The sequence below is a fragment of the Microcoleus sp. FACHB-831 genome, assembly GCF_014695585.1.
GTDB lineage: Bacteria > Cyanobacteriota > Cyanobacteriia > Cyanobacteriales > FACHB-T130 > FACHB-831.
Genome location: NZ_JACJON010000029.1, coordinates 43,768 through 61,442 on the forward strand (window position 1 = coordinate 43,768; position 17,675 = coordinate 61,442).

Sequence of the window (17,675 nt, forward strand, 5' to 3'; positions counted from 1 at the left end):
AGCAAAGGTGTTATAAATTTAGCCCAAGGCGAGGTTGGTGCTAAATCCGACTAAATATAGCGCTGAGTGAAACTGCGGAAAATGGCAAAGAGGAATATCTAGCTTTAATTAAGCTAGCAATACTACTAAAACAGTTGAGTGGTAGAAGTCTCTTTGTCTGTGTTTTCTTGAGGTAAATCTTTGACTGAGATGACCGACTCTGTTGTTAGATGAGGGTCTTTTTGTGTAGTATCCCCGGCTGCTCTAGCCTCGCGCACTACTTCCAAGGCTTCTTTGATCACAACGGCGGTTGGCACTGCCACAACTACCCCCAACAATCCCCCTACCCGTGCGCCAGTCAGGAGGGAAATAAACACCCAGAAGGGATTTAATCCCGTGACGCTGCCCAAGACTCTGGGGGCGATCAAATTCTCGACAATTTGCTGCACGACCAATGCCACAGCTAGCACTTGCAATGCCGAGCCAATGTCTCGCAGTGCCACCAGTAGGGTGACGAGGGCAATCCCAACAGTACCGCCGAAGGGTATTAGTGCCATTGCTCCAATGGTTAAGCCAAACAGCAGACCGAAGGGCACTTTCAGCAGCACAAACAGGGAAATTAACCCGACGCCCATACAGATAGCTATAATGAGCTGCCCAATAAAGTAGTTTTGGAAGCTCAACCGCAGAGTATTAGAGAAGGGCTGCTGAATTTTAGCAGGGAGCCACTCAATTAAGCTGCTCCACACGTCACGACCGTGCTGGATCAAATAAAACGTAGAAATTACGGTTAACAGCACGTCCACTAACTTGGCAACGGTAAACACTGCCAGATTCACGGTTAGATTTAGGGCTTGCGAGGCAATGGTTTGCAGTTGCCCTTTGAGTCGGTCATTAATTTGGGCTATGAAGGCATCGAGGCTAATGGGCCAACCCATAGTATCGATGCGTTCATCGAGCATTACTAACTGACGTTGCCCGGAGTCTAACCATTCGGGCAAACGAGAATATAGCTGTTGTGCTTGAGTCAGAGCCAGTGGCAGTAACGTCACCCCTAGCCCCACTAAGAGCAAGAGGGCTACCAAAAAAACCAGGATCGCCGCTGGCTCGCGTTGGGTTCCCCTTGCCTCTAACCAGCTGACGGGATAGTTCAGCAGAAAAGCTAGCAGGGATGCTACCAAGACGGTGGCGGACAGCGATTCAAAATAACCGAAAATTTCAGAGAAAGCCCAAGCATTCAACACTGTCAGCGGTGCTGCCAGGGCGATCGCCAGCAAACGCGATAGTGGAGTTAGGGATTCCCACCAGCTCAGGAGGCGATTTTTGGGTGTTTTTGGCCCAGAACTAAGCATGAAACCATCTCAATGAAAGAAGCAGTCATAGTAGCTATTATCCCGAACTCTAGAGCTGTAGAGCTATTGTCTAGATTTACTCAGTTTTCTTCTATCCAAAGAGATATCCTTTCGATTTCTGGGGACGGCGATCGCTTTTATGTCTGAGAATTGAAAGCATAAGAGCAATCGGCAGACACAGTATTTATACGTAAAGCTGCCTGCTGACAAGAGCTTTACTATGACATATGAATAAAAATTAAGCAGGCTGGGAGAGAGGTTATGGTAAACAAAAAGAGGAGTAGTAGGATTAATGGGCAAGTGATTCCACATTTTTTTCTTCAGGATCATTATGACTGGCAGTTCTTTCTTCGATGAATCCAGAGAACAATCCTTAGTCAAAGCTGAAATAGTTGCTAAATACTTTTGGGCCTGGGCAAAAGTCATTATTCCGCAGGCAAAGAAAAAGAGTCAAAAAAATATTGCCTATATTGATTTATTTTCTGGCCCAGGTCGTTACAAAGATGGATCTAAGTCTACACCTTTACTTATCTTGGAGCGTGCGATTCGCGATGCAGATATGCGAGAAATGTTACTAACCCTCTTTAACGATGTAGACTCAAACAACACTCAGTCGCTTCAACAGGCAATAGACTCCCTCCCCAATATCGGCAGCTTGAGGAACAGACCAGTAGTTGAAAACAAAGCGGTTGGAGAAGAACTTGTCGAGGAATTTGAAAAAATTAGGCTTGTTCCTACACTCTTTTTTATAGATCCTTGGGGTTACAAAGGGTTGTCGCTCAGGCTCATCGGCTCATTAATAATGAGCTGGGGATGTGATTGCATATTTTTCTTTAACTACAACCGGATCAATATGGGATTGCATAACACAGCTGTGGAAGAACACATGAACTCTCTCTTCGGCAAAGAACGTGCTGATACTCTTCGAGAACAACTCCAACCAATGCAGCCTTATGAGCGTGAGTTAACTATTGTAGAGTCTATTTGCCAAGCTCTCAAAGAAATAGGCGGCACTTATCCTTTACCATTTCGCTTTAAAAATGCTGACGGCAACCGTACTAGCCATCACCTAATTTTCGTTTCTAAGAATGTGCTTGGTTATTCAATTATGAAAGATATTATGGCAAAAGAAAGCTCTATTACAGAACAAAATGTGCCATCTTTTGAGTACAACCCGGCTACTATATATCAACCATTACTTTTCGAGCTTTCACGACCACTGGACGCTCTTGCAGATATGTTACTTGATGAATATGCAGGGCAGACAATGGCTAGGGTAGAGGTCTACAATCGACACCACGTTGGAAAGCGCTATATCGAGAAAAATTACAGGGAAGTTCTGCTAAAACTAGAGTCTCAGGGAAAAATTATGGCAGATCCACCTGCTAATCAGCGAAGGAAGAATACACTTGCCAAAACAGTAAAAATCACCTTCCCACTGAAGCAGTAAGACTGGATTTACCCAGTTGGCGCGGAGATTTCACAGCGACGTTCCCCCACTGCTGAAAGTGTTGCTCCCAGGCTTTTGGCATCTCATCCCAGATTTGCCCATCCAAAAGCCGCCCTCCAGCTTTGGGTGTTCTACCGCCAACCTGCTTGAAGAAAAATGCAACTCCCTCCGCCTGACACTGGTTATGGATGTTCTGCACCCACTCTAGTTGCATAGGACGGTGTTTTTGTCCAGACTCCCCCCCAACAATTACCCAATGAATGTCTGTTAGATCAAGTTGCAAAGAACCTAAAAGCGGTTCGCATGATAGAAATCTTACAGTTGCAGGTACTTGTCGCAAGTAATCAACGCGGTGAACATATTGCTGATTCTCAACAGACACACCCATCCAAACATTTTCAGGCCAGTCCAGTTGAGGAGTTAGTTCAAGTAGACGCTCATGCCGTTTGGTCAAGATTTGATACACATGCCTTGGGGTTTGACGCATCACCTCAAAGACTTCCTTGAGGAATGAAATAGGCACGTTTTCGTGGAAGAGGTCGCTCATTGAGTTGACGAAGATGCGACTTGGAGTACGCCAACGCTTGGGATCTTCTAATCGTTCTGGGTGCAACGTCAAGTCAAATCCCTGGGGAAAATTTTTTCTGAAACGCTTCGTGAGTGCTTCAGCATAGCAGTGTGTGCAACCTGGACTAACTTTGTTGCAGCCCGTTGTGGGGTTCCAGGTTCTGTCAGTCCATTCTATACCAGTCTTAGTGCTAGCCATACCTTGACTCTACCACTCGGTGTGATTGGTTTTACGTTTAGTGTTACTAACATTATATAGTACAATTGTACTATATAATGTTTCCAGGTTCCTCCATAACCGGAAACAACATTGACAAGGAGGAGATCGCCACACACAGTCTTGTCCCAGCGACACCAATCTGTGGAGCTTTACACTAATTAATAGTCCTTGGTAATAAAGCTGGCATGAAAGCACTAGAGGTTGATAACCTCAGAAAAACTTATCGCTACGGTGGAAAGCTTGTTGAAGCCGTGCGTTCCGTCTCCCTAACCCTAGCAACGGGTGAAGTGCTGGCTTTTCTTGGCCCTAACGGTGCAGGCAAGACCACTACTATTAAAACGATCGCGGGTCTAATTAGACCGGATGCTGGTAGGGTTCGCATTGCAGGACTAGACCCCCACCGCAACCCACAAGCTTTGCAATTGCTGGGTGCGGTATTGGAAGGCAATCGCAACCTCTACTGGCGGCTGACTCCAGAAGAGAATCTGGAATATTTTGGAGTTTTGAAGGGCTTAACTGGTCGAGAAGCGCGACGGCGCGGTAAGGTGCTTTTAGAGCGATTTGACCTTGTATCGAAACGTCGCACACCAGTTCAGACGCTATCGCGGGGGATGCAGCAAAAGCTAGCGATCGCTGTTGCTTTAATTCACGAACCCAAGTTGTTACTCTTAGATGAGCCAACTTTGGGTCTGGATGTAGAAGCGACTCAGCACGTCAAAGCTTTGGTACGCGCGATCGCTGCTGAAGGTTGCGCCATCCTCCTGACTACACACCAATTGGACATCGCCGAGGAACTCTCAGATCGAGTGGCGATTATCCAAAAAGGCGAAATTATTGCCTCTTCATCGACTCGCGATTTGATCCGCCAGTTTTCCGGCACTGCGTACACCATTGATGTAGAAGGCGAACTCGACCAAGTACGGGTTAAGGCGCTGCACGCCATTGGTGCAGAAATTCAGGCTGATAAAGTTGTTTATATGGGTAGTTCGGAAGGGTTATATCAAGTGTTTGAGGTACTCAAACCTTTACCTTTAATACAGGTTAAAAAAGACTCTGCTGACCTAACAGAAATATTCTTGAAATTAGTGCGAGAAGGAAGTAATGTTTGAGTTGTTTCTCGCTGAATTTCGGCGTGGGTGGATTCAGTTTATTCGCTACCCGATTGAGGCGATCGCGGGAGTCATAATTACCACTTCTTTCTTTTACGGGCTGTTTCTTAGCGTCCGTTACATTGCTGGCCCATCGTTGCAGCTTGGCGACCGACTCGATGCGATTGTCATCGGCTATGTGCTTTGGAGTTTGGTGACTTTCATTCTGTTGGATATTGCTGGCGGATTGCAAAGCGAGGCTCAGACTGGCACTCTAGAACAACTATTTCTCTCGCCTTTTGGTGCGCCGCTAGTGTTTATTATGCGGACTTTAGCCAGTCTGGTGCGGCAATTGATTCTCATCCTGGCTATTCTGCTAATTATTATGGGTCTGACTGGCAGCCGCTTGCAATTTCCCCCGTCGCTATTTCTTCCCCTGCTGACTATATTGCTGGGGGCTTACGGTCTATCATTTATCATGGGTTCTTTGGCGCTGTTGTTCAAGCGAGTCCAGCAGTTGTTGGGAATATTTCAGTTTGCTTTGTTGTTTTTGATGGCAACTCCTACTGAAACTTGGACTGGTTCGCTACAAATAATAAGATGGCTGCTGCCAATGACTGGGGGTGCGGGATTGCTGCGCGATTTAATGGCGCGAGGGGAAGGTTTGGACTTTGTTGATTTTAGTTTTGCTTTGCTGAATGGAGTTGGATATTTTGGACTGGGGTTATTTATTTTCTGTTTTGCGGAACGCGAGGCAAAACGGCGAGGAATGCTGGGTGGATATTAATTGAATAAGAGCGATCGCGTGAATTTAATAGCGGCAATTTTAATTGCGCGATCGCATCGCTATATTAAGAGGTTTTAGTAATTAGCTAAAAAGTGCGGTAAGGGAAGTCCTGGCGATCGCCTAAACTAGAAGTATTACTAAGGAGCGATCGCCCATGACTGTTAGCAAAAGCTATACTTACGTCTCCCCAGAAGACTATTTAGAAGGTGAGACAATAAGCCCAATCAAGCACGAATATATTCGAGGGGAAATCTATGGCATGGCTGGGACAAGCAAAGCCCATGACATCATTTCCCTGAATGTGTTAACGCTGTTGAGAAACCATGTTCGGGGTAGTGGATGCCGTGCCTATACGGGAAACGTGAAAGTTCATATCGAGCAAGTCAATACCTTTTATTATCCCGATGCAATGGTGAGTTGTGATGAACGGGATAATAGCACTCTTGAAGACTACTTTATTCGCTACCCGCGCTTAATCGTTGAAGTTTTGTCTCCCTCGACGGCAGCTTTCGATAGAGGTGAGAAATTTGCTGACTACCGAACGTTAGAGACTTTGCGAGAATATGTGCTAATCAGTCAAGACCGGATAAGAGTAGACTGTTTCCGTCGCAATTCTGAGGGGCTTTGGGTTTTGTATCCCTACGCGGAAGGGGAAGAAGTTCGCTTGGATAGCATTGATTTTAATTGTGCGATCGCATCGCTATATGAAGACGTTTTAGGAATTAGCTAAAAAGCGCGGTAGGGAAACCCCCGCGATCGCCGGAGAAAAACCCAATAAAAGTTGTCGCTTGATTGAGGTTAGTCTAAAACGCGCAGCGCTATGATTGTTAAGCACTGTTCCGCTCTGCTTCCATGTCTCAACCAGCCGACCTTTCAGACTCTCTGCCAGTTGCATCTCAAAACGGTCATCACCCTAAAGGCGTAAAAGATAACAGCGATAACACGATTCGCATTCGTGGCGCTAGGCAGCATAACCTGAAAAATCTCGATTTGGAACTGCCGCGCGATCGCTTAATCGTCTTCACTGGTGTCTCTGGTTCTGGCAAATCTTCCCTCGCCTTCGATACCATCTTTGCAGAAGGGCAACGCCGCTACGTTGAATCTCTCAGCGCCTATGCTAGACAATTCCTGGGACAGCTAGATAAACCTGATGTAGACGCCATCGAGGGACTTAGCCCAGCTATCTCGATTGACCAAAAATCAACATCCCACAACCCGCGCTCTACAGTCGGGACGGTGACAGAGATTTACGATTATCTGCGTCTGTTGTTCGGACGCGCTGGCGAACCTCACTGTCCGATATGCGATCGCTCTATTGCGCCTCAAACTGTCGATGAGATGTGCGATCGCATCATGGAACTCCCCGACGGCACGCGCTTCCAAATCCTCGCACCCGTCGTGCGCGGTAAAAAGGGGACTCACCAAAAACTCTTATCCAGTCTCGCTTCTGAAGGGTTTGTCCGCATCCGCATTAACGGCGAGGTGCGCGAACTTAGCGATTCCATCGACTTAGATAAAAATTATACACACACTATAGAAATTGTCGTTGACAGGCTTATCAAGAAACTCGGTATTCAGGAGCGTCTGACCGATTCTCTCACCACCTGCTTGCGTCATGCCAGTGGAATTGCGGTCATTGACATATTAAATGATACATCGGCTAGACATAGTTCTGCCTTGCATAAAGGTAATTCTAGCCCAGACAGTACAAAAATGTCAAAAAATTCAGAGGAAACCTCTACAGATGGGGAAGATTCCCATCAGCAAAAGCCTCACGAATTAGTCTTTTCAGAAAACTTTGCGTGTCCCGAACATGGGGCGGTGATGGAAGAACTTTCGCCGCGATTGTTTTCCTTTAACTCGCCTTATGGTGCGTGTCCCGAATGTCACGGGTTGGGCAATTTGCGGAAGTTTTCGCCATATTTAATAGTACCAGATCCCAGCAAGCCATTAAAAGAAGCGATCGCGCCTTGGGCAGAAAAAGAAAGCGGTTTGTCCCAGCTGTCTGCGATGGGTAAAGCATACGGTATCAATCTCCAAACCCCTTGGAACCACTTATCGCCCGAACATCAACATAATATTTTATATGGTGGTAGCGACAACGGTGGACATCGAAGATTTTCAGGAGTTATTCCACTTTTACAGCGCCACTATGACGAAACTAGCTCAGAACAGTATAAGCAGAAATTAGAACAATATCTTGTAGACGAGCAATGCGAAGTTTGTAAGGGGAAGAGACTCAAACCGGAAGCCCTAGCGGTGCAGTTGGGGAATTGTCGGATTGCAGAATTAACCGCTGTTTCAATTCGGGATTGTCGGGAGAGAATTGATAATTTGAAGTTGAGCGATCGCCAATCGCAAATTGGCCATCTTGTCCTTAAAGAAATCTGCTCTAGACTGCAATTTCTCTTGGATGTCGGCTTAGATTACCTAACTTTAGACCGTCCAGCAATGACACTTTCTGGCGGAGAAGCGCAGCGAATTCGCCTCGCCACTCAGATTGGTTCTGGACTTACGGGCGTACTCTACGTTTTAGACGAACCTAGTATCGGATTGCACCAAAGAGATAACGGACGATTGTTGCAAACTCTGGTAAAATTGCGCGACTTGGGTAATACATTAATTGTCGTGGAACACGATGAAGAAACCATTCGCGCTGCCGATCATATTATAGATATTGGCCCTGGTGCGGGAACTTGGGGCGGGCACATTGTCGCGCAAGGTAATTTTGAGACATTGCTAGCAGCAGACGATTCTCGCACGGGTGCTTATCTTTCCGGGCGACAAGTTATCGAAACGCCAGCGCAGCGACGGGATGGAAATGGGAAATTTCTCGCCCTCAAAAATGCCCATCGCAACAACCTAAGAAATATAGATGTAGAAATTCCACTGGGAAAACTTGTCTGCATTACTGGCGTGTCTGGTTCTGGCAAATCGACGCTAGTTAATGAGTTACTTTACCCAGCTTTGCAACACCATCTCACTCGGAAAATACCGTTTCCAAAAAATGTGGATGCTGTTGAGGGATTGGATTGTATTGATAAAGCAATTGTAATCGACCAATCTCCAATTGGTAGGACTCCGCGTTCTAATCCGGCTACCTATACTGGTGTGTTTGATGCGATTCGGGATATTTTTTCTGCAACTATCGAGGCTAAGGCTAGGGGATACAAGCCAGGGCAGTTTTCTTTCAATGTTAAAGGCGGAAGATGCGAAGCTTGTGGCGGGCAGGGAGTGAATGTAATTGAGATGAATTTCCTGCCAGATGTGTACGTGCAGTGCGAAGTTTGTAAGGGCGATCGCTACAATAGAGAAACTCTGCAAGTAAAGTACAAAGGGCATTCTATTGCTGATGTTCTCAACATGACAATCGAAGAAGCTGCGGAGGTTTTCAAGAATATTCCCAAAGCTGCGCCTCGGTTGAAAACTTTAATAGATGTAGGTTTGGGTTATGTTCATTTAGGACAAACAGCGCCTACGCTTTCTGGTGGTGAAGCACAGCGAGTGAAGCTGGCGTCGGAACTATCTCGCCGCGCTACGGGTAAGACTCTTTATTTAATAGATGAACCGACGACGGGTTTATCTTTTTACGATGTCCATAAGTTGCTGGATGTGTTGCAGCGATTGGTGGATAAGGGTAATTCAATTTTGGTGATCGAACACAATTTAGATGTGATTCGTTGTGCGGATTGGGTGATAGATTTGGGGCCAGAAGGTGGCGACAAGGGAGGAGAATTAATTGCCATTGGAACGCCAGAAGAAGTGGCGAAAAATTCGAGGTCTTACACGGGGCAATATTTGCAGCAGGTTTTGCAGCAACATCCTGCGAAGGTGAAAAGTGAATAAAAAGGAGATGGCGATCGGCGATCGCCATCTGACTCAGCCAACACCAAGCACGCGATCGCTACAAGTGTGTAGCTGCAAACCCGAATCCAGAGACGATTCCACTAGAACTCGCACTGCATAAATAATTCCCCAGAACGTTCGGTGCAGAGGCTTTGCGCTATCAACGCCATTGCCTGAGTGACTGGCGTCACAATTATTAAATACTTGCCTCACAGCTTCGTGCGGCGACTGTCATAAACTATCAAGACCTTCAATCACCCAGTATAGGAGGAAAAACAATTACATTTAAAATTAAGAATTCTTTATAACACCATGTCAGCTCAGAGCTTATTACCTGAAGTTACAACTAAGCAAGCAAGGGTTCTGAGGACTCCTATACTCGACTATGCCTTGCCAAACGATCATCCGACTGAGCTACTGCTTAAGTCATACACTTCAATGCAGCATCTTTCCACGCCGCAGGAAACAATTTGCCAGTTTTTTCTGGACATTGTTAAGCAATGGTCTCCAGAGCTAGTTTTATATGAGTTCAACAACTTATTTATTAATGCTGCTAAAACTGGTTCCTCAAATCCCCATCAAGCTATACACCAGCTAATTTCATCTGCCAATGAACAAGATTTTATTAATACTTTAAAGCGCTGCTGTTATATTTTACTGAATAACTGGGTCGCTACTAGACAATATAAATATACTCAAGATTTAGTCAAAATTTTTTCTAATTCAGCTGCTAATGCACGTACATCTTCGGGAAATTTAAAAACTCTCAATGTTTGGATTCATAATTTTGTTAACAGCCAGAACTATCAAGACCTTAAGTTATTTGTAGCTAAATACGCTGATTGGGATAAAGGTCACTGGAAGTCTCGTTATACTTCTTATTTGCTAGCTCCTCAATATATTGATTCTAACAACTCAATAGAACAACGCCAAGCTGCTAAAGGATTAGCAAAGCAGTTAAAAGATCAGTTCAAGTTCGATCTGGCGATGTACACAGCTCGGTCTGAATCTGCTGCATCAAGGCATAGGAAACCTGAAAACCCTACAGCTCTAGGTGATGAAGCACTGCGGTTAATCAAGAAAGTAGTCGCAAAACGCGGTAATTTCAGCTACGCAAATATAGCTAATATTTTTTTAAAACAAACTGAAGGTATTAAGTACAATTATTTTAAACAGAGCTTAGTTAAATATTTATTTTATTCTTCAGAAAATTATGAGTTTGTAGAATCTATAAAAAAACAAATAGGAGAAAAGCTAGAGGTTGCTTATGAAGATTATAGTGACTATACTGTAAATAAATCGCTTATTCTCAAAACTTGCAATCGCCTTATTGACTATTTAATTACTGAGAAAAATGGCGAACCTTCTCCGCTGTTTATGGCATTAGCTTCTCAAGGTAATGCCCTAACTTTAGTAATGCTTTTGCTCAAAATCATTCTTATTTCACCCCCTACTCGTACTCATTTAGAAGTTTGTATTGCCAAAGTAATTGAATACTATGAATGTTACGATCAAGAAGAATGTCAGTGGGTGATTAATTTCTTAGAAATATTAAAAATTACAATTACAATTTATACTGAAAATGTTCAATACAACTTGGTTAACATGAAAAAAGCTAATATAGCTGAGAATTCTAATGTTGATGAGAATGGATATAGAATTTTTTCTCAGACTAAACTTAAACGCCCGCAGTAATATTTCCAATTACTCCAGGGTGAGTCGGGGCGAAGCGGAATTTTATTAACTTTAACAGGCGATCGCGTTAAGCTGGACAGCCATGCTACTCGACTGGTCGCTGATTGGATACTGGCGTTTTTCTACACTTTGCATAGTTAAATGCTTTCAACTGGAGGAATGATTCTGGTGATTATTCATCTAGGAGGGCTGTTGCACTTTTATTCAGCTTTGCTCTCCTTTACGGATAAACTGCTGCAAAATCTCGCTGGGTTTTCTATCCCACGTATCGATGTGTTCGTATATCAAACCATTTTTTGTCAGTTTGTATGTAGAATAGCCATTGAAAAATACCTTAGCTTTCCAAGGGACGCGCAAAATTCCCCTTACCGTCCAATTCGCTAAAATGGTGTCCTCGGCTATCTGATTTATGTCATGCAGATCGAAATTAATTTCTGTAAAAAATAGCTGACCGTGAAATCGCAGCGTCCAAAAAATAATCCGATAATTAAACTTCCATTTGAATTTATTTACCGGATCTTGAAAGTAGATATCATTGGTATAAATGTCGTAGGAGATATCTTGCTCAAAAAGCGTCGGCAGATCTTTTTTAAGCGTCTCCAACACTTGTTTCACTTGCAATTCATATTCCATTCACTAATACCACCACATTCACGCTTTCTGGATTTATACTTTATCAATATTTGCCCCTTATTTAATGTTGCCACTATTTATAATAATTTAGCGGCAGCAAGATCTAGGAGAAATTTTAACTATATTCAGTTTAAGCAATTACCCGGCAATTTAAAATCCTCCTAACAGACGGTGACGCAGTATTTTCCAAGCTGATAGAATCGCCGCAAAAGCAGAGGAAATATCAATGTCCGTCTTAGAAGGTTCTTGGAAACACGAGTACATTATCAGCAACGGCATCAGACTGCACTATGTTACGCAAGGGGAAGGCCCTTTGATGCTAATGCTACATGGATTTCCTGAGTTTTGGTACTCGTGGCGGCATCAAATACCAGAATTTGCCAAAAATTTTAAAGTTGTAGCTCTTGACTTGCGCGGCTACAACGAAAGCGAAAAGCCGCCACAACAATCGGCTTACGTGATGTCTGAGTTTATTAAAGATATTGAGGGAGTAATTAAGGGATTAGGGTACGAAAGTTGCGTGCTTGCTGCTCATGATTGGGGAGGCGCGATCGCTTGGTGTTTTGCTTACGATCGCCCTTCTATGGTAGAAAAGTTAATCGTATTGAATATCCCTCACCCTGCTAGATTCATTGAAGGTTTGCGTACTCCTCCACAACTTTTACGCAGTTCGTATATATTCTTTTTTCAGCTACCCGGACTACCAGAATGGGGGCTGCAAGTTAACGATTACGCAGCAATTGAAACGGCTTTTCTGGGTATGGCTGTTGACAAAAGTGCTTTCAGCAAGGCAGATATTAATGCCTACAAAGATGCTGCTGCTAAACGCGGTGCATTGACGGCGATGCTTAACTATTACCGCAACGCATCCCAGAGTTTAGCTAGACCGCAGTGGGGTATTTTAGAGACACCGACACTGATGATATGGGGTGAGAACGACACAGCACTTGGTAAAGAATTATCTTACGGAACAGAAGCTTATGTCAGAGACTTTAGTATCAAGTACATCCCCAATTGTAGCCACTGGGTTCAGCAAGAGCAGCCCGTGCTTGTGAATCAGTATATGCGAGAGTGGCTCGCGGATTATTCTGTTTCGTGACAAAAGTTTTGTGATTTGCCGGGGAATGGGGGTTAGCCATTTAGCACCAAATTGTTAGCTTATTGCAGCCCCGGTTAAGGCGCAGAGTTTGGTATTAGATTTTTATCCGTAAACCCGCCTGTAGGATGAGCAAGGCGGTATAAATCCCTATTAGGGCTTGAAATTATATGTACCAAGGGCGCAAGGTATGCGCCCTTGCTGCTTTGTAGCTTGCTTGAGTCCCTGGGAGAGGATGCGTAGCGCAGCGAGTATCGCGATCGCCCAAAGACGCTGCTTAGCTCTTTCCGGAAAAAGAAATATCTGCCCGAAAACATAGATCTATACGAGGTAAGAACAGATTTACTGGACAACTAGCGCCACGATCCACCCAATGTTACTAAAAGAGCGTTACCAAATTGTCTCAGTCCTCAGTGCAGGTGCATTCGGACAGACATACATTGCCCTTGATACTCACCGTGCGGACAACCCCAAGTGTGTCGTCAAACACATCAAGCCCGCAGGTGAAGACCGTAGATATTTCACATCTCTCAGCCACCGAGTACGCGCTGAAACAGAAACGCTTAAAAAACTCGGACATCACGAACAGATTCCCACCCTGTTAGATTGTTTTGACTACGCACAACAGTTCTACCTAGTACTGGAGTTGATTGAAGGACATCCGCTTAGTGAGGAAATGCCTCTGAGCCAACGCTGCAACAAACGCTGGAGTGAAGAGCGGGTTGTCGGACTGCTCAGAGAAGTCTTGACCATCCTGGAATTTGTTCACGGCGAGGGGATTATGCATTCCGATCTCAAGCCGGACAACTTGATCAGACGCGCCGGGGATAACAAGTTATGTTTAATTGATTTTGGTGCAGCGCAGCAAATAGATAAAGATTTTGAATTAGCATTATCTGGCTGTTATGAAAGACCGTTAGATGCAACTAAAAATAATCTCGAAAATTTACCGTTAGGTTATATTCCCGCCGAGCAACTTACAAGTAATGCTAAACCGAGCAGCGATATTTATGCGCTTGGCTTGATTGCCATTCTAGCGCTTACTGGCCTGGAACCAACGCAACTCAATTTAGATCTTGATACTCGCGAGGTGATTTGGAAAGACCTCGTGCCAGTCAGCGACAAGCTTGTTTCTATCATTAACAAGATGGTGCGCTACGACTTCCAAGACCGCTACCAATCCGCATCTGATGTGTTGCGATCGCTATCAAATATGCCTGTAATAAATCAACAACCAGAAAAGAAAAGCCTCACCTTTAAAGTTCCCAATTTTAAGCTCAAAATTCCTAAGTCTTTTTTTGTTAGAGGCATGGGATTGGGTATTGCCGCTAATAGTATCGTTGTCGCTGGCGGGATGTATACTCTTTCCCAAGTTTCTACATCGGAAGGGGGGACAGATGTTTTATACAAGGCAACGGAAGAATACCAGACGGGGGATTTAAAGCAAGCGATCGCTTTAGCTCAATCTATTCCCTCCACCAGTCCTGCCTATCCTGAAGCACAGGTTGCATTGCGCGAGTGGCGCCACAACTGGAATATTGCCGCCGCTGAATTCATGGCAGCTGAAAAGGCATTTAATGAAGGTCGTTGGTTAGATGTGCTTCAGGAGGCTCGTCAGATTCCAGATATTTACTTTTGGAATCAAAAAGTAGAAGTCCTTGTCGAGCAAGCGAAACCCAACCTTGAAGCGGAAGCTCAAGAGCTTTTACAAAAAGCCTACTCTCGCGCTTCGCTGAAAGATTTTAGTGGCGCTCTCCAATATCTTAAACAAATTCCCAACGATACTCCCAGTGGAGTTTTAGTTGAACAAAAGCTGTCTGAGTACACGGAAAAGCAACGCATCAAAGCAGATTACTTATTACAGCAAGCTTACAATCGTGCGGAACTAAAAGACTTTACTGGCGCTATACGCTTCATTAAACAGATTCCTGAAGGAACGACTGCCTATGCTAAAGTGAAACCCAAGATTGCTGAGTACAGCGAACAGCAACTTCTGCAAGCTAAATCCGAAAAGGATACAATGTCAAACGCTACATATCGGTCAGGTATCCAACAACAATCGCGGCGTCGCGAGGTTAGAACAATCCGCGATATTAACCCTGGTACCCGCCTTCAAGAAATTAACGCTAAATCCCATATGTAGAATTGAGGAGTGTTATTCTTCACAAAAAATTCTCGATTTACCAGGACGCGATCGCTATTCCTCAATCCCGTCTTCCGCATCTTCTGTAGTATGGTCATTTAATGGAATAATCTGCCGCAGTATGTTGCCATCTATCTCACTTAAACGGTTTTTCAGCTTGCTTTCTATACCTTCTCTTAAAGCCTCCAATAATGATTCTACAGATTGACACTTTTGCTTTAATATCAAAGTTTGCACGGCTAACGGTACTCCATCAGGTTCTCTAGTAAAACATCCAGCTGATAAAAACGCTAAAAGAGAGTTTTTTATTGATTGTTGGTTTACTTGTTTCCCCAGAATATTTACTAACTTTTCTATTTTTTCTCCCAGGGTCTCGCTTTGAAAAGGATTTTTGGCGAGGTAGCGAGCTACTTGTCTTAAATCTTCTGGCGAAGGCGGTTTAAATATGGGATGTCCGGTAGAAAGAATAGCTAGGTATGTTTCAACAGAATGAACCTCCTCGATATCTGAACTAATGTATGCTAAAGATGCATTGGAGTCTGTTGGCGTAATGCCTCTAATTAATAATTTGCTGGGTTCATTTTGGGCAAGGTAAAATTTGGTTCCCTCACAAACAGCAGTTAAAAATGGTTTCAATGTTAAAAAGCCTGCTTGTCTATATTTTTCATCAAAGTCTGGTATTTTAGTTTTGAGGATTTGATGCACCCTGGGCATAAGTATGCCCTCTTGTATAAGGCGCGTGTTATATTCTGTATCTGCCTCAATTGAGTGCAAAACTTCTTTAGTCTGAGTAATGATTTCTTCTGAACGGCGATCGCGTACCTTGGGTGGAGTACTGCTATTATCTTCTCGCTCCTCTAAACTATTTATTGATGCTTCTTCTTGCTCTCTTTGTTTAGGATTTGGTATCAGTACAAAGGCATCACAAACAGCTTCTAATATAGGATTTATTGCTTCTCTATATGCACATCCAACTACAGTTTTTCCATACTGGTGCAGTTTGTTGGCTAACGATGCAAAAGCCCCATCCCCCGATACTATGACAAAAACTTGGATAGATGATCGCAAATGGGCGCATTCCATCGCATCTATAGTTAATTGAATATCGGCTGCATTTCTTTGGTGAAATATGCCAAATCCGAAGGTTTGTATCGGTTCAATACCTAAGTGTAAAATTTCCCGCCTCAGTTGGCCTAGTATAGGATGCCCCCAATTAGCATAAGCGCGTTGGCTGGCAATATGACCAATTTTATTTGTTTGTTTAATTAGTTGCAAAATTCTATTAAGGGATAGGTCGGCAATTAAATCTTTGCTAAGTGCGTAGCCGTTGGTCAAGTTTTCTATATCGTAAAATATGGCTGTATTAAAATATTGACCTGGGGCTTGATTTGCGGCGGGTTTAGTAGACTCTTGCAAAGCATTTTGTTGTTGAAGTTCTTTAATGGCTGAAATTAAAGGTGTTAAATCCTGTTGCGGTACGGGTGATACAGCTTGTTGATTAAGTTGCGCGATCGCTGTTTTTAATTGTTCAATTTGTTGTGTGGTTTGCAATAACTGTTGGAACTGTTCTGTAAGGGTCTTGAGGTTATTTTGGGTTGCTGCTATCTGCTGCTTGAGTTGGGCAATGTCGCTATCCGTTGAAGTTTCTGTTGCGGCACTTTCTATAAGTTGTTGGCGTTGTTTGTAAGCCAGATCTAGGGCTTCTTGGGTACTAGCCCAATCTTGTGGGAAGGCATCGCGGGTTAAAGTCTGTAAGCAGGCTTCGTAACCAGCGATCGCGATCGCCAGGTTAGCAGTCTGATTTCCTTGAGGAAACTGCTGCACGAGATAACATAATTTGACGATTCTTTGTGCCATACCTCTTGCTTGGGCTGGTTCTGCTGCACGCAAGTTAGCAGATACCCATTTACCAAACAGTTGTGCAAAGCTGCCATCAAGCTTATCTATGTTGGCTTGCAAAAGTGGGTATACTTCTTCCTGGTTGCCTTTACTCCGGAAGGTTGTCTGTAATACCTCACGCAAGAAAATCCGCTCCTCTTGGGGGTTTCTGGTTGTCATTGTTAGCTGTTTACAACCTAGTCGAGTAGATTGTCCTCAAGGCGGGCATTTTATCTGGCTGTTGCCAAACAGTTATACCCACTCTGCCCCGGTTGTTGTGGGGAGGATTATTCTAGTATTGCAAACAAGATTAAAAGGCAGCGTTGCGATCGCTGTCTACCACCATTGCTGATTTTAGCTTGGCTTCTTCTGCTAGCTTCTTTTATTACGCAAGAAGGGCGATCGCGATCTTCAAAAATGCTGCCAAGCGTATTTTTCCCGCTTATAGACTTCTCGGAGTCTTTGTAGTGCTTCAGAGGACATAACTTGTTTCACCAAAGCAACCAATTTTCCCCAACATAGCAAGTTACCAGGCGATTCAGCCTTCTGGAACTGCTGTTTATAGAAGTTTGTCCAAAATTCTGGTGCTTGCTTGCTTTTAGACTTGGTTCTCCACCGCTTGCGCCATAGCGCGAAGTCTTCAGGCGTTGGCGGATTAAGTGCCAAAATTGCTGGAAAATCGGCGTAGCTGACAAAACGGCTTACACCTTTGCCATGTACGTGGACAACGTAGCGCCAACAGCTAATTTTATATATCTCTTCTTCATCAATCTTGCATAGCATCGCAGCCGTCTCTTCTGTTACAAATCGTGCCAGCGGATGCACTATCCACGATTTGTGTACAATTTTTGATTCTTTGATGACGAGCGATTTCGGCTGTTGTGTTGATAACATAGAAGTTGCCTCCCTAATTTTGGGGCATTGTGGCGATCGCCTTTGGT

15 protein-coding genes are annotated in these 17,675 nt (G+C 44.1%); 10 read left to right on the forward strand and 5 right to left on the reverse strand.

All coding sequences use genetic code 11. From position 1 onward, the window contains the following. Nucleotides 1-125: 125 nt before the first annotated feature. Nucleotides 126-1,331: an AI-2E family transporter gene (locus H6F77_RS05665; RefSeq protein ID WP_190486181.1), complete on the reverse strand. Its 1,206-nt coding sequence runs from the start codon at nt 1,329-1,331 to the stop codon at nt 126-128. 12 nt (nt 1,332-1,343) lie between these two features. Here H6F77_RS05665 and H6F77_RS28255 point away from each other — a divergent pair, with 12 nt between their 5' ends. Together H6F77_RS28255 and H6F77_RS05670 are read left to right on the forward strand one after the other, a co-directional pair. Then, nucleotides 1,344-1,478, forward strand: coding sequence for a hypothetical protein (locus H6F77_RS28255; protein ID WP_255515695.1), 135 nt, complete (start codon nt 1,344-1,346; stop codon nt 1,476-1,478). A gap of 184 nt (nt 1,479-1,662) precedes the next feature. Next, on the forward strand, nt 1,663-2,781 hold the full coding sequence (locus tag H6F77_RS05670; RefSeq protein WP_190486182.1) for a three-Cys-motif partner protein TcmP: 1,119 nt from the start codon (nt 1,663-1,665) through the stop codon (nt 2,779-2,781). Here the strand turns inward: H6F77_RS05670 and H6F77_RS05675 are convergent. After that, on the reverse strand, nt 2,759-3,547 hold the full coding sequence (locus H6F77_RS05675; RefSeq protein WP_190486184.1) for a DUF5131 family protein: 789 nt from the start codon (nt 3,545-3,547) through the stop codon (nt 2,759-2,761). The genes H6F77_RS05670 and H6F77_RS05675 overlap by 23 nt on opposite strands. 206 nt (nt 3,548-3,753) lie before the next feature. On the opposite strand from H6F77_RS05675, the gene H6F77_RS05680 reads away from it, so the two are divergent. The 6 genes from H6F77_RS05680 (at nt 3,754) to H6F77_RS05700 (ending at nt 10,984) form a co-directional block, all read left to right on the forward strand. Then, complete coding sequence (locus tag H6F77_RS05680; RefSeq protein ID WP_190486186.1) at nt 3,754-4,677, forward strand: ABC transporter ATP-binding protein; 924 nt, start codon at nt 3,754-3,756, stop codon at nt 4,675-4,677. After that, a complete protein-coding gene (locus H6F77_RS05685) occupies nt 4,670-5,443 on the forward strand; it encodes an ABC transporter permease (RefSeq protein ID WP_190486188.1) in 774 nt (257 codons plus the stop codon). Before H6F77_RS05680 ends, H6F77_RS05685 begins: the two co-directional genes overlap by 8 nt. Before the next feature lie 154 nt (nt 5,444-5,597). Next, nucleotides 5,598-6,173 carry a Uma2 family endonuclease gene (locus H6F77_RS05690; protein ID WP_190486190.1) on the forward strand — a complete coding sequence of 192 codons (576 nt, stop codon included), beginning with the start codon at nt 5,598-5,600 and terminating at the stop codon, nt 6,171-6,173. A 122-nt stretch (nt 6,174-6,295) separates the two neighbouring features. Next, nucleotides 6,296-9,289, forward strand: a complete 2,994-nt coding sequence (gene uvrA, locus H6F77_RS05695) for an excinuclease ABC subunit UvrA (protein ID WP_190486193.1) — start codon at nt 6,296-6,298, stop codon at nt 9,287-9,289. Further along, nucleotides 9,282-9,410, forward strand: coding sequence for a hypothetical protein (locus H6F77_RS28260; protein WP_255515696.1), 129 nt, complete (start codon nt 9,282-9,284; stop codon nt 9,408-9,410). The genes uvrA and H6F77_RS28260 overlap by 8 nt, the downstream gene beginning before the upstream one ends. Before the next feature lie 191 nt (nt 9,411-9,601). After that, nucleotides 9,602-10,984, forward strand: a complete 1,383-nt coding sequence (locus tag H6F77_RS05700) for a Sll1247 family protein (protein WP_190486195.1) — start codon at nt 9,602-9,604, stop codon at nt 10,982-10,984. Nucleotides 10,985-11,188: 204 nt separating this feature from the next. On the opposite strand, the gene H6F77_RS05705 is transcribed toward H6F77_RS05700, so the two are convergent. Continuing rightward, nucleotides 11,189-11,617: a C6orf136 family protein gene (locus H6F77_RS05705; protein ID WP_190486197.1), complete on the reverse strand. Its 429-nt coding sequence runs from the start codon at nt 11,615-11,617 to the stop codon at nt 11,189-11,191. A 226-nt stretch (nt 11,618-11,843) separates the two neighbouring features. Here H6F77_RS05705 and H6F77_RS05710 point away from each other — a divergent pair, with 226 nt between their 5' ends. Beyond that, nucleotides 11,844-12,716 carry an alpha/beta fold hydrolase gene (locus H6F77_RS05710; protein ID WP_190486199.1) on the forward strand — a complete coding sequence of 291 codons (873 nt, stop codon included), beginning with the start codon at nt 11,844-11,846 and terminating at the stop codon, nt 12,714-12,716. Between the two features lie 370 nt (nt 12,717-13,086). Then, the gene (locus tag H6F77_RS05715; RefSeq protein WP_190486201.1) at nt 13,087-14,856 is read left to right on the forward strand and encodes a serine/threonine protein kinase; all 1,770 of its coding nucleotides are present in this window, start codon (nt 13,087-13,089) and stop codon (nt 14,854-14,856) included. Nucleotides 14,857-14,910: 54 nt separating this feature from the next. On the opposite strand, the gene H6F77_RS05720 is transcribed toward H6F77_RS05715, so the two are convergent. Continuing rightward, complete coding sequence (locus tag H6F77_RS05720) at nt 14,911-16,914, reverse strand: NYN domain-containing protein (protein ID WP_190486203.1); 2,004 nt, start codon at nt 16,912-16,914, stop codon at nt 14,911-14,913. A 231-nt stretch (nt 16,915-17,145) separates the two neighbouring features. Continuing rightward, nucleotides 17,146-17,628: a hypothetical protein gene (locus H6F77_RS05725; RefSeq protein ID WP_190486204.1), complete on the reverse strand. Its 483-nt coding sequence runs from the start codon at nt 17,626-17,628 to the stop codon at nt 17,146-17,148. Nucleotides 17,629-17,675 lie beyond the last annotated feature (47 nt).